Below are 13,506 nucleotides of genomic sequence, written 5' to 3'. Positions count from 1 at the left end.
TTCATCTTCTTCTCTCCCGCCATATGCTTCCCGTCATTCTTCAACAATCAACCGGAGTTTCTTGGCTCCTACCCGCGCCTGAAGCCACGCACTGATTTTCTCCTTTTCATCGTTCTTCGGATGGCGGGTAAACTTCAGCACGGCAAGTGCAATTGTATCTGTTTTCATCGAATCGACCGTCGTCTCAATCGTATGCGAAATAGATAAAGCCGTCACCGAAGGATAAAGTACTTTCAGTTCCGGAATGATTTTCCGGCTCATTTCATCGTAAGACTTATATCGTTCAAGGCTCTTCTGGAGTGTGGTTATCTTGACTTGTTGTTCCTGCAAACGTTGCTCGCTATTCTTATAGAAATCTTCCATTACCATGGCACGAATTGACGAGAGGTCCATCGCATCGTTATTGTTCATTCCCTGCAAAACAATCAGCTTCGTATTTTCCAGTTTATAGTCTTTCATCTTGCTGCGGGCAATGGCGATGGAAGCTTCCGGCACTTCCGGACCGATCAGCACGACACGGATCTCGCATGAATCTCCTTCGTAATGGATCTTCTTATTCAGAACCTGGGTATTATCAAAGTTGAGTTGTTCGGAGACAAAACGATTGGCCGCCGTCTCGAAAAAGGTACTCCGGATAATTCCCATCGTAAGATAAATAGCCGGACACATAGTCAGAATCACGATGAATACGATATATTGACGTACCTTCTTTTCACGGTTCTTGTCTACAAACTCTTTCCGCTGGAAGTGCATCAGCCGTACACCGATAAACGTGGCAAGACTGATAAATACGGAATTGATGAAATAGAGGTAGAATGCTCCCAGAAAATAGATCAGATTGCCGGAAGCCAACCCATAACCTGCCGTACAGAGAGGCGGCATCAATGCAGTAGCAATGGCAACACCCGGAATTACATTTCCTTTCTCTTTGGTAGAAAGGGCAACCACTCCGGCAAGTCCACCGAAAAGTGCGATGAAAACGTCATAAATTGTCGGTGACGTGCGTGCCAGCAACTCCGACTGCGCTTCGGCAATGGGAGTAAACAGAAAAAAAATAGTAGCCGTCGTCACGCTGAACGCCGTAGTAATCAGGAAGCTTTTCAGAGAGCGTTTCATCAACTCAAAGTCGTTCAGCCCTACCGATAGCCCCACTCCCATGATTGGTCCCATCAACGGTGAAATCAACATGGCACCAATAATGACGGCCGTCGAATTGACATTCAGTCCGAGTGAGGCCATGAAGATAGCAAAAATCAGAATCCAGAGGTTAGCCCCTTTGAACTCCACACCTTTCCGGATGGAATCAACCGTTGCCAGTTCGTTGTCTTTGTCCTTTCTCAGGTCCAGATATTCTCTGAGAAATGCCTTAACGGCAAAAATGTTTCGATTGTCTGCCTTCATAACTATTTCTTCTTAATAAATCGGTTAATCACAGGAATCTGGCTCAATGGCAAATCCGTCCGGATAACATAAGCCACAAATATCAGTAACAAAACGGTACGGAAAGCCAGGCGAAGTACCACATTTTGAATAGGTACCAGCTCTCCTGCCGCATAGAGCACTGCTGTAAGCAACACATACATACCGAGGTGCTTCAAGTCATAATGGATGGGGTATTTTTTCTGTCCGATCCAATAAGACAGAACCGTAATTACCCCATATCCGGCTACCGAAGCCCATGCCGAGGCCACGAATCCGTAAGTGGGAACCAGCAGTACATTCATTCCGACGATAATAGCACATCCGACCATGGAGAAATAAGCTCCCCAACGAGTTTCATCGATCAGCTTATACCAGAACGAGAGGTTAAAATAGATGCCTTTGAATATTTCCGCGCCAATCACGATGGCTACCACACTAAGTCCAGCCCAATAATCGGGTGCCACCATATAACGCAAAATATCGAGATAGAACATGACTGTCAGAAAGGCAAGCAAGGCAAAAATAAGGAAATACTTCATCGCCTGGGCATACATCCGGCGATTGTCTCCTTCACGTTCCCTGCCAAATACAAACGGCTCATAGGCATAACGAAAAGCTTGAGTGAACATAGCCATCACCATGGCAATCTTGGTGGCAGCACCGTAAATACCGAGTTGCACCAGCCCTTCCTGACGATCGGTAAAGAGGAAAGGATAGATAATCTTATCCACCGTCTGGTTCAAAATGCCTACCAGGCCAAAAATCAATATCGGAAAAGAATAGACAAGCATCCGCTTCAACAGTGCCTTGTCCACCCGATAGGCAAAGCCACGAAGCTCGGGAATCAGGCAAAAAAGTTGCAAACAGGTTGTTATCAGATTGGTGACAAAGATGTACCCTACCAGATAGGTCGGATTATAGAACCAATCCACCGATGCGGGAAAATGCACATGCAGCCACGGGCAAAGCAACAGGAAGAACAGGTTCAGAACGATATTGGCAATGATGGAAACGAACTTAATGGCAACAAATTTAATGGGACGCTTTTTATAACGCAGATAAGCGAACGGGATGCACAGGAAAGAATCGAGCGCCATGACCACTATCATCATCCCGATGAAGTCAGGATGATCGCCATAGTCCAGAAAATTAGAGACAGGCTGAAGGAATGTCAGACAAAGGACGGCAAAGATAAGTGAAATACCTCCTACCGAGATCAGTGAATTGGCATATACTTTTGCCGGATCTTCTTCCGACTTATTGGCAAAACGGAAAAAACCGGTCTCCATCCCGAACGTCAACAGTACCATAATCAACCCCGCCCAGGCATATACGTTGGTGACAACCCCATATCCGCCGGATGCGGCAGGTAAGACCGCTGTATATAACGGCACCAACAGATAGTTCAGAAACCTACCAACTATACTACTCAGCCCATACAGGGCTGTATCTTTTACCAATGACTTTAATCCGGCCATGTTGTTTTTGTGTATCTAATCATTAAACAGTGTCTTCTGACTATCGTAAAGGCTGCGCCCAAGATGTTTGTAAGCCAGCTCCGTCACCTCACGTCCCCGGGGAGTACGCTTCAGGAACCCCTCCTTGATAAGGAATGGTTCGTATACTTCCTCAATCGTTCCGGCATCCTCACCCAGGGCAGTGGCAATCGTTGTCAATCCCACCGGACCACCCTTAAACTTGTCAATAATGGTGCAGAGAATCTTATTATCAATTTCATCCAGTCCGTATTTATCGATGTTCAGTGCTTCAAGCGCATAGTTGGCAATCTCCGTGTCGATAGACCCGGAACCTTTCACCTGTGCAAAGTCGCGCACCCTGCGCAGCAGCGCATTGGCTATACGAGGGGTTCCACGACTCCTTGAAGCTATCTCACCGGCTGCCTGAGACGAACAAGGCACGTCGAGTATACCTGCCGAACGGCGGATAATGCCACTTAATATATCGTCGTCATAATACTCCAAATGCAGATTGATACCGAAACGGGCACGCAAAGGAGCCGTCAGCAAACCGCTGCGGGTTGTTGCCCCCACCAGTGTAAACGGGCTCAGATCAATCTGGATACTACGGGCCGAGGGCCCCTTATCGATCATGATATCGATACGATAGTCCTCCATGGCCGAATAGAGATATTCTTCCACTACCGGTGAAAGACGGTGAATCTCGTCGATAAACAACACGTCATTCGGTTCAAGACTGGTCAGCACCCCGGCCAGATCACCCGGTTTGTCGAGTACCGGTCCGGAAGTTATCTTAAATCCCACACCCAACTCGTTAGCGATAATATTCGATAAAGTAGTCTTTCCCAATCCGGGAGGTCCATGCAGCAATACATGATCCAGCGCTTCACCCCTCAGGCGAGCCGCCTTGACAAAAATGCGGAGATTATCGACCACCTTGTCCTGCCCGTTGAAGTCTTCAAAGCTCAATGGACGGAGAGCGTTCTCGAAATCCCGTTCTCTGCTGGTCAGTTGATGATCCCGTATATTAAAATCTTCTTCCATTTCTTTTTTATAAATAGGTAGCAAAGATATAGATTTCATCACAGAGTAGCACAGCGTTTCACAGAGTTTTTCCTTTGAAACGAGAAGTTCACCACAGAGGACACAGAGTTCACAGAGGATGACATCCCTATAAGCAAGAGATTAAATCTCTCGGTTCCCCGGATCCTTGTAGCCAATCCTGCAATGCCCCAATTAACGCTTCATGTAATATTTTCGTTCGGCTTCCGTCAGTTTTTCTATCGAATAACGCAACATAGTTCGTGGCATCACCATCCTGTATTTATCCAAGAATTGCAACAGCAAGTCCCGGTCCTTCTTTCCCATCTCACGGAGCATCCAGCCTATAGCCTTCTGCATCAGGTCGTGCTTATGCTGCAACAACAACTCTGCCAGACGAAGAATATCGGTGAAATCGTTATTTCTGATCAAAGTAACAGTAGCCACTACCGCGATGCGCTGCTCCCACAGCAGATTACTCTCAGCCAGCCGATAAAGATCGTCACGTGATTTATCTCTCAGATATTCGCCTACAATATAAGGAGCCGACAGGTCTACCAAATCCCAGTTGTTAATACGTTCCGTTTGAGACAGATAGAAACGATAGATAGCCTCCCGCTCTTTCTCGTCGGACTTTTTAAACCGTTCCACCATCATCAGCAATGCACACAACCGGCATTCGTGCCACTCCGACTGAAGCAATTCGGCCATTACCTCAAAAGGGATGTCCTTATGCCTTTTAGCCACAATACGAGTATTGGGCACTACTACCCCAAGAAACTTGTCACCTTCGCCATACTGTCCTTTCCCGGTTTTAAAGAATCCGGGAAGATATTCCCGCTTCACCGGATCAACATAAGTCTCCAGCTCCTTTTGAATTTCTATCGATTTCATCGAGACAATTGAGTTTATAAAGTTACATCCTGACAAAAATAGGCAAAAAAGCCACAATGAATAGAAACATATTCTTAATTTTGTAGGAAAATTAACGGGCATATTTATGGTTCTAAATTATATCTGGATTGCGTTCTTTGTGATTGCTTTCGTAGTTGCCGTCTGCAAACTCCTGTTCTTCGGCGATACCCAAATATTCACGGAGATTATCAATTCTACTTTCGACTCATCTAAAACAGCATTCGAGATTTCCCTCGGACTCACCGGTGTCTTGTCCCTTTGGCTCGGAATAATGAAAATCGGTGAAAACAGCGGACTGATCAATGCCCTCTCACGCTGGCTGAGTCCGGTCTTCTGCCGCTTGTTTCCGGACATTCCGAAAGGACATCCGGTCATGGGTTCTATTTTTATGAATATGTCTGCCAATATGCTGGGACTCGACAATGCCGCTACCCCCATGGGACTGAAAGCCATGAAAGAGTTACAAGAACTGAACCCTAAGAAAGACACCGCCAGTAACCCCATGATTATGTTCCTGGTGATTAATACTTCCGGATTGATCATCATCCCTATCAGTATTATGGTCTACCGGGCACAGATGGGAGCTGCACAGCCAACGGATATTTTCATCCCCATCTTGCTAAGTACCTTTATCTCCACACTGGTAGGAGTCATCGCTGTCAGTATTTCCCAGCGCATCAATCTGATAAACAAAGCGATATTGACACTTATGGGTTGCCTGAGCCTTTTCTTTGGCGGAATCATTTACCTGACAGCTACGCTTTCACGCGAAGATATGGGAATTTATTCCACCTTGACAGCCAATGTGATCCTGTTTTCTGTCATCATATTATTTATCGGCACAGGCATTCGAAAAAAAATCAACGTATACGATTCTTTTGTAGAAGGTGCCAAAGAAGGCTTTACCACAGCAGTCCGCATCATTCCTTACCTGGTGGCATTCCTCGTTGGAATCGCGGTTTTCCGTACTTCGGGGGCTATGGATATACTCGTTGGAGGTATCGGCTCCATTGTGGCATTCTGTGGGCTTGACACCGGTTTTGTAGATGCACTGCCGACTGCCTTAATGAAATCACTCAGTGGAAGCGGTGCCAATGGCTTGATGATCGATACCATGAAGCAATTCGGACCCGATTCATTTGTCGGTCGCGTGAGCTGTGTGGTTCGCGGAGCTTCCGATACCACTTTCTATATTCTGGCTGTTTACTTCGGCAGCGTAGGCATCACGAAAACACGTAATGCGGTGACGTGCGGACTGATTGCCGATTTTGCCGGAATCATTGCAGCAATTCTAATCAGTTATTTATTCTTCTTTTAAAATAAAAACAATTATGGCCGTAACTTATCAAACAGAGGGTGTCAAAATACCCGATATCAAGAAACGCGAGACTACCGAATGGATCAAAGCCGTAGCTGCCACTTATGGGAAAAGAATCGGTGAAATCGCCTATATATTCTGTTCGGATGAAAAAATACTGGAAGTAAACCGCCAGTACTTGCAACATGATTACTATACAGACATCATCACCTTCGACTATTGTCAAGGTGACCGTCTTTCTGGAGATTTATTTATTAGCCTGGAAACGGTAAAGACTAACTCAGAGCAATTCAACACGACTTATGACGAGGAATTACACCGTACCATCATTCATGGAATCCTCCACCTTTGCGGCATTAATGACAAGGGGCCCGGAGAGCGGGAAATCATGGAAGCGGCAGAAAACAGGGCATTGGCGATAAGGAAACAATGATACTTGAAAAATAATAAGATGGAATGGAGTAATTCCTACATATTTACTCCACTCCACCTTTACAGGTAAACTCAAGTTCAGGTTATTTTTTTAGCAGACACTTTGACAAAGGAATATAAACAGAGAATTGCCAGTTTGAGAAACGGCTATCTTTAAAAGCCGAAATCTTATTATTTTTCACAAGTCCTTGTTTATAAGAGAAGGCAAGTTCAGCAGGCCCAAAATCATAGCCAATTTTAGCCAATACAGGAATATCAAATGTTCTTGTTTCCCATATATAATAGGTTGGTTGTACTCCCACACCTACATGAAGTCCTTTCACTATTTGAAAGTTACATATTCCTGCCAATGACAAAGACAAATTCTGTTTATCACCGGATGGTCCACTATATACTGTATTCTCCTCAGTAGGCAAATAGCTAATTCTATAATCACACTTACTATATCCAAACAGTGCGTCTACATCATAAAAAAAACGTCCTTTCTGAGGCACCAAACGAAAACGGTACCCGGCTTCCAAAACAACTTTCCGGTCTAAAAAAGAACTTCCTTTATCTACAGGTAAACCACCATAAACACTTGGAGTATGAGAAGAAATATGCCCTCCGCCTATACCCAGAATGATACCACTACCTTTCTCTACCTGTTGTCCGAAAACAGCTATCGGTAAAGACAAAAACAATAATAAAATTAATTTTTTCATAATCTGTAACTGGTTATTATTTAACTATTTTATCTGTATCTACCGTCAGCCGATACTCTCCTTCAATTCCCATGCTGCTTCATATTCATCATAAAGAGATTTAAAATTTACATTAGCATCCCCTGAATGTTTTCTACATCATTACCACATGCGGGAAATAATACGACAAAAGAAATTGCTGCAAACAAAATTCTCTTCATTGTAAAATAATTCTTAGTTGTTAATATTTGAAATATAAATGTCAAAGCTATCAGAATCTCGTTCTAAAAGAATAGAGAAAGAAGTACCCGTTATAGTATCATCAAAAACCGTCTGCCCTGCTTCAGAATCCACAATTTGTATCTTCATATTATTCAATGGAGAACTAAAACTTAAGAACAGTTGATTATCTTCAATATAACCGCAAGCAACAGGTAAAATATCTCTCCGGTTTTCTTCTGAAAAATGCGTATTCGTATGCACATTATGCTTTTTCTTCATGACAGCCATAACTGCATGCTCCATGCCATATACCTCTCCAGGCAATGCCAACAGTTGTAGGAGTATAAGCCCTGTAAATAGAACGTCCTTTCTTACTTTCATTGTTTCATATCGTTTTTATTTTGACTGCAAAATTACCCCATTTCTCCTTCTAAAAAGAAGAAACGAGATAACATAGACAACATTATAAACAACAGATTAACAGGTAGAAAGCAGTCAGGCACAATAACATTTAAACCTTGTCAGCCCCCCACAAAGCTTCCAAAAGGACTTTATTCAATTGGTTTCAGCCATTTTCTTTTTCAATCGTAAACGCCGCTGCGCCACAATTTGCCTACTCACATTACCAAAACAATAAGCTATGGTTTGATCGTCAAATTCACAAAGTTTCAAACAACAATAAATACAGTCATCATCGGTTATTTTAGGATAGGTATCCTTAAGGTATCGGATATAATCATCATAAATATCAAATAACACACCTTTCAATTGCTCCTGTTCTTTGATAAGAAGAACTTTCGGATCCCTTTTCACTCCATCTTGCCCCGGCTTAGCCTGAGTGCTCAATTCTTGAATACGCTTAAAAATAGAAGTCTCTGCAAACAGACAGTTACGCAAGCGTGCTTTTTCATCAATGACACGGCACAATTCTGCCTGTTTCAAAGCTATTTCCTGTTCACGCTCCATGTCAGACTGTTTTAAAGCAGAGATTTGAGCCTCTAAACGTTCTATTTGTAATTGAGATAAAGCTGTTTGCTCATTTAAATGAGCTATACGCTGTTCGTACAGCAACTGGGCTATTCGACGTCGCCTATAAATACGTTGAAAAATGATAGCAATAACCAGCACAAACAAAACTCCTCCATAACAGAGCTGCTGAACTAAAAGCCTATGCCTTTCCTTTTCTTTTGCTACCTTTGCTTCTGAATCATATTTATACGCCAAGCGCTCAATATCGGAGGCTTTGTTTAACGAAAAAATAGAGTCTATATTATCGCCATAATAGGACTGATATTCAAAAGCTCGTTGATAGTTACCCCTAATCTTCTCAACCTCAGCCAAAGAATACGACGCTAATATCTTCCTTTTAAAATCAGCAATATCAAATGTACGCTTTAAATAATATTCTGCAGAGTCTAACTCTTGTTTATCCAAATATAGTTCCCCAAATGTTAACCACAAACTATAGTAACTAATAGAATCATTCTTCTCCGTCAGATAATTTTCGGCCAAACGAGCATACATAAATGCAGAGTCAACATTCTCACAATTTAGGCTCATACGTTGGTATATATTACTCATAAAAACAGAATCTTTCAAAGCCAATGCTAACTCTAAGGCTTGATCGAGATAAAACAAAGCTTCCTTTTCTTTTCCTTCAACAACACGCACCCATCCCATATTCGAAAGAGAATATATTAATACTTTATGGTCATTCAGTAAAGAATCACATTGATAAGAGCGATAAAACGCATCAAACGCTTTCTGATAAAGAGATTGATGTAAATAAATCGATCCCATATCTTCATATAGCATTCCTTTCAGCTTTAATTCCTCCCCGGTATTTCCTTCAACTCCCTGCAAAGCAGTAAAGCAACTCTTCAAAGCCTGTTCAGCCATATTCATTTGTTTTTGGATCCGCCCTTTATAAAGCCAAGCTTTAGCCCAATTAATACCATCTTTTTTAGCATAATAATCTAGTGCGGCATCAATCAGTGAATCACAGGGAAGAAGTGGCAAAAAGTTTTTATCAGTAGCCTGTGTCAAAAGTAAACTGAAATATGCTCGGTCACCCGCTGAATAAGTAGAAACATCAAGTTTACGAAGATAAGCCAACGTACGTTCAGGAAATATCTCCATCAAAGAATCGGCATATCTCAAAGAATACGGATACGGTGACGAAGAACGTTGACAAGAAACTACTCCGCTCACTAAAGACAATAAAAAGATAAAACCGACAAATGTCTTATTCATAATTATAATGCTTTATGATGACAAACTTACGATTCTTTTCAGCCACTTCCAAATTTTTCAAGGGAAGACAACTGTCTATCTGTCATTCTGTATTTTTAAACCTTTCTAAAACGCTCTATTTCCGTCCAACCGGAAGACTCATTAAAAAAAAACGCCTGTATTTCGATTCTCGCGATATCAATAAAACAACAATTTGCCATTTATACGAACAATATATTCAGAAGCTGTTTTGAATTATAAAAGATCAATATAATATATTGTTCATCAACCGATTTATCAAGCACCATCTCTTAACCTTATGGTTACCAAGACATAAGTTATGAATAATTATCCAACCAACCTCACTGATAAATAGTGGTAAGTTATAAAAAATATAGTAGAAACCAAAGAAAGGAAACGAAAACATCCCTTACGTGAAATGATAAATGCTATGTTATACCTTACTAAGATCGGCTGTCAGTGGCGAATGCTTCCCAAGGAATTTAGTCCTTGGCAGACCGCTTACTTCTATTTTCGTAAATGGAGCCGGAAGGAATCTTTGAGGAGTTGATGCATCATCTTCTAGAATCAGTTCGAAAAGCTTTTGGCAAAGCTATCAGCCCCGGTATCGGACTCATAGGTTCCGGAAGTGTAAGAACGTCCCATCATATAGACAGCCGTAAATATGGTATGGATGGTGGAAAGAAAGTCAAAGGCAGAAAAGAACATATTTTTGTCAACACGCTTGGCTTACCAATGGCAGCCACGGTTCATACTGCCAATATCCACGACCGTATAGGGGCTGTCGAACCTATAAAACAGCTTCGGTATTCATTCCCAAGATTGAAGAAGATTATAGCCGACGATGGGTATAGAGGAAAATTAGCGGATACAGTAAAGAATTGGAGTTGAGAATTATCTGTAGTACTTCGTCCTGAAGAATCGTCAAAGAAGTTTCAAGTACTTCCGCTCAGATGGATTGTAGAACGAACGTTTGCATGGATTGAAAACTACAGAAAAATGACGGCGGATTATGAATATAAAACAGAATCGGCAGAAGCAATGCTACAAATTACATTCTGCCAAATCATGCTTAAAAACTTATTATATAAATTCAAAACAGATTCTGAATATTTTTATAAAAATACGCATTTTTTAATTAAGACCACCAGCGTGTATAAAAAACGTCAACACAAATCAAAATAAAATTCGGACTGCAAATTCAACTCCTCCCCTTCCTCAACACTTGTTGCCACGAATATAAGCGTAATAACAGAGAATGCCTTTTCCTCTGTTACTTCTACACGAGGATCATTAAGCTAAAGCATATCAATCCAAGTGTTGGCAAAGCGTTGGATACAGCCAAGACCATTACGACAATCAGAGCAAGAATGCCTGAGAGCGGATTTTTACACAAAAAACGCTCTTTCTTACCAACAAACATCACAGCATCCAGCCTCTGTTCGACAAACCGAATAGGATGAATTGATTGGAGTGGCACATTGACGAAATCAGAAAATAACAACTTAGACACAGCAATAAATACCGGTCTAAGCTGTTATTTCAATTAAGTTTAGACTATCTTTGTACATTGGTACAAAGATCACTCTAAGCCTTCTTATTAATTCAATGAAATCGTATGATATTTAAAACTGATACCCTACTGAAAGTTGAAAGTTTGAATTACGCAAATCCATCTGCCGTTGAATTGCCCTTATACTATGTGAATAGTTGAAAGACGCAGTGAAATGGTTAGAAATAACCGCTTTCAATCCTACAGTTCCACCAAAGTCCCAATGTCTCAACTCTTTAAGTGGAATGACAGACACACTGCTACTGTTTGCATCATCCACCTTATAATAGCCATCAAAAGGTTTCCATTGAGTTGGCACATAAGCTCCATAATTTTCATAGGAGTGATAGACATCCAACGAACAGTTTCCTGCATTAAAACCATAACTTCCATAAATACCAATAGAAGGTATCAAATCAAGTTTATCTCCTAACTGAAACTTATATCCCAGCTTTAGAGGAAGCTCCAGATAGTTCATCTTAAACGAGATATGATTAAAAGCAGGACCAGCCTGGTATAAATCCACATGACCGGCATTAACAGTCAACTCCCTGTTGAGTCCGCCTCCTTTTTGTAAAAAAGACAAACCGGACATCAGCAACCATTTTTTACTAAAAGTGAAATCGGCAACCAGGCCAATCTGTACCCCGGCCGAACTTGCAGCACTCTCTGTTATCCTCTGACCTGAAACTATGCGCGAAGCAGTCATACCGGTTTCGATACCAAACTTCACTTGAGCCATACTGCTCATAGAAGCTACTAACATAATCAAAGAAACAAAATAAATCTTTTTCATATAACATAAAAAATTAATAAGTACCATTTGCCCAAGATAACTTACATGGCAAAGAATTATTGATATTACCTTTCGGGTAAGGTCTTTTATTCACCAGCTCCATTATCACATTACCCTTTGCATCCTTTTCAATAGTTTGATCAGTCCAGACATATGCTTTCCCCTCAATATTTCCGCCTAATCCACGCCCAATAGTCATGTTTACTTTACCTTTCGCTCCCAAAAACGAATAAATATATTCCGGCGAACTTGTCCAAACAGGATGACCACCAGCTCCCGCCACAACGTACTGAAAATTACTTACACTAAATTTTAAATAAAAGTCTCTTGCAGGATCTTTTTTCCATCCATACCACATTTTCTTTTGCGCACCTAAATGTATTTCAAATTCTCTGCCAGACGTAGGTCTAAAATTAAAAACGGTTTTTTTCCCATTAAATGGACGTTCATTGAAACTATTAACAGGCCATTCTGCTTCCGGTTTTAAAGCTCTCGTAAACGGTTGAGCTGCTTTTGAAGGACTATTTGCAAATAACAAAGAATCTTCGACACTCATTCTTTGATGAAAGTCAATGCGCTCCACTCTATTGCCTACTACCACTTTATGACCTATACCTACAACGAAAGACGCTTTTTCATCACCAGCCGGCATATAAGCAGATAAATCTGATTTATCAACTTGATTAAAGACAAAATACTTTGAATATTTTTCTTTATACGCATTATATTTATTCCTAAAATCACTTTCATTCAAAGCATTAGCACCGATACTTTCCAATTCATCATCTGCAAGTTGAAGTAACTTTTGCATTGAAGTCAATCCCAACGAATCAGCAAAACGCAATTTTCCTGAAATATCTCTCCCCTCAATATCTCGTAATGCTGCCAGATAATCCGTCTCTGAAGCAAATCTAAGAGCTAAGTTTGAAGCAGAACCAACATTACCACGAGTGGATGTAACCGGAATAACTTCATTATTATCTGTTATTTCCACTAATTGGATAGTATTAGAATGGTCTAAACAACCTTTTGATCCACAATTTGGTCATCTTGGCATGCACATAGCCAACCACCCAATAGTAGCGCAAAGCTACTAACTTTCAATAAACTCTTCTTCATAATTGATATAAAATTAATTCGATGGCAAAGTTACCCCATTCCCCTTTCGTAAAAGAGAAAAATGGATAACATCTGTAGCATTGTAAAGGGCTGATTTATAGAAGAAAACAGCCAAATGTGATAACATTCTCCCGCCAATGTTCTAAAAATCCAAGTTTGCTTAGTACCCGGATACGATTAAAATAGAAGTCTCCTTAAACAGGCAATTACTCAAATATACTTTCTCTTCAGTGGTGCAGCGTAACTCTGCTTGCTTCAATTGCCAATCTGTCATT

Annotated in this window: 12 protein-coding genes and 1 pseudogene; 4 read left to right on the top strand and 9 right to left on the bottom strand. The window is 41.2% G+C overall.

Annotation, left to right across the window (positions count from 1 at the left end):
• Positions 1–33: 33 nt before the first annotated feature.
• The 4 genes from G7Y45_RS03915 to G7Y45_RS03900 all read right to left on the bottom strand — a co-directional run bounded on the left by G7Y45_RS03915 (position 34) and on the right by G7Y45_RS03900 (position 4,835).
• Positions 34–1,401, bottom strand: a complete 1,368-nt coding sequence (locus tag G7Y45_RS03915; protein ID WP_005779608.1) for a TIGR00341 family protein — start codon at positions 1,399–1,401, stop codon at positions 34–36.
• Between the two features lie 2 nt (positions 1,402–1,403).
• Positions 1,404–2,900, bottom strand: a complete 1,497-nt coding sequence (locus tag G7Y45_RS03910) for an oligosaccharide flippase family protein (RefSeq protein WP_165015028.1) — start codon at positions 2,898–2,900, stop codon at positions 1,404–1,406.
• A 15-nt stretch (positions 2,901–2,915) separates the two neighbouring features.
• Entirely contained in the window at positions 2,916–3,944 is a 1,029-nt protein-coding gene (ruvB, locus tag G7Y45_RS03905) for a Holliday junction branch migration DNA helicase RuvB (protein WP_005779612.1), read from the bottom strand.
• Positions 3,945–4,136: 192 nt separating this feature from the next.
• The gene (locus tag G7Y45_RS03900) at positions 4,137–4,835 is read right to left on the bottom strand and encodes a DNA alkylation repair protein (RefSeq protein WP_005812333.1); all 699 of its coding nucleotides are present in this window, start codon (positions 4,833–4,835) and stop codon (positions 4,137–4,139) included.
• A gap of 106 nt (positions 4,836–4,941) precedes the next feature.
• Between G7Y45_RS03900 and G7Y45_RS03895 the strand changes: the two genes are divergently transcribed.
• Together G7Y45_RS03895 and ybeY are read left to right on the top strand one after the other, a co-directional pair.
• On the top strand, positions 4,942–6,174 hold the full coding sequence (locus G7Y45_RS03895) for a nucleoside recognition domain-containing protein (protein ID WP_032541110.1): 1,233 nt from the start codon (positions 4,942–4,944) through the stop codon (positions 6,172–6,174).
• 13 nt (positions 6,175–6,187) lie between these two features.
• Complete coding sequence (gene ybeY / locus G7Y45_RS03890) at positions 6,188–6,607, top strand: rRNA maturation RNase YbeY (RefSeq protein ID WP_032541113.1); 420 nt, start codon at positions 6,188–6,190, stop codon at positions 6,605–6,607.
• Positions 6,608–6,689: 82 nt separating this feature from the next.
• On the opposite strand, the gene G7Y45_RS03885 is transcribed toward ybeY, so the two are convergent.
• From G7Y45_RS03885 to G7Y45_RS03875, 3 genes are all read right to left on the bottom strand, one after another.
• On the bottom strand, positions 6,690–7,310 hold the full coding sequence (locus G7Y45_RS03885; protein WP_032541114.1) for a hypothetical protein: 621 nt from the start codon (positions 7,308–7,310) through the stop codon (positions 6,690–6,692).
• A 213-nt stretch (positions 7,311–7,523) separates the two neighbouring features.
• Entirely contained in the window at positions 7,524–7,892 is a 369-nt protein-coding gene (locus G7Y45_RS03880) for a DUF3244 domain-containing protein (protein WP_032541115.1), read from the bottom strand.
• A gap of 174 nt (positions 7,893–8,066) precedes the next feature.
• Entirely contained in the window at positions 8,067–9,764 is a 1,698-nt protein-coding gene (locus tag G7Y45_RS03875; RefSeq protein WP_165015031.1) for a tetratricopeptide repeat protein, read from the bottom strand.
• A gap of 418 nt (positions 9,765–10,182) precedes the next feature.
• Here G7Y45_RS03875 and G7Y45_RS19900 point away from each other — a divergent pair, with 418 nt between their 5' ends.
• Both G7Y45_RS19900 and G7Y45_RS20100 read left to right on the top strand, forming a co-directional pair.
• On the top strand, positions 10,183–10,314 hold the full coding sequence (locus G7Y45_RS19900; protein WP_308919604.1) for a transposase: 132 nt from the start codon (positions 10,183–10,185) through the stop codon (positions 10,312–10,314).
• A pseudogene (locus G7Y45_RS20100) lies at positions 10,284–10,949 on the top strand (IS5 family transposase). The gene G7Y45_RS19900 and the pseudogene G7Y45_RS20100 overlap by 31 nt, the downstream one beginning before the upstream one ends.
• A 440-nt stretch (positions 10,950–11,389) precedes the next feature.
• Here G7Y45_RS20100 and G7Y45_RS03860 read toward each other — a convergent pair.
• Together G7Y45_RS03860 and G7Y45_RS03855 are read right to left on the bottom strand one after the other, a co-directional pair.
• Positions 11,390–12,112, bottom strand: coding sequence for a porin family protein (locus tag G7Y45_RS03860; protein ID WP_032541130.1), 723 nt, complete (start codon positions 12,110–12,112; stop codon positions 11,390–11,392).
• A 13-nt stretch (positions 12,113–12,125) separates the two neighbouring features.
• A complete protein-coding gene (locus tag G7Y45_RS03855; RefSeq protein ID WP_234070899.1) occupies positions 12,126–13,106 on the bottom strand; it encodes a DUF4848 domain-containing protein in 981 nt (326 codons plus the stop codon).
• Between the last annotated feature and the right edge of the window lie 400 nt (positions 13,107–13,506).

Origin of the sequence: Bacteroides sp. ZJ-18 (assembly GCF_011038705.2) — a bacterium.
In the GTDB taxonomy this organism is placed as follows: domain Bacteria; phylum Bacteroidota; class Bacteroidia; order Bacteroidales; family Bacteroidaceae; genus Bacteroides; species Bacteroides hominis.
This window is presented reverse-complemented; position numbering and strand designations above follow the sequence as displayed.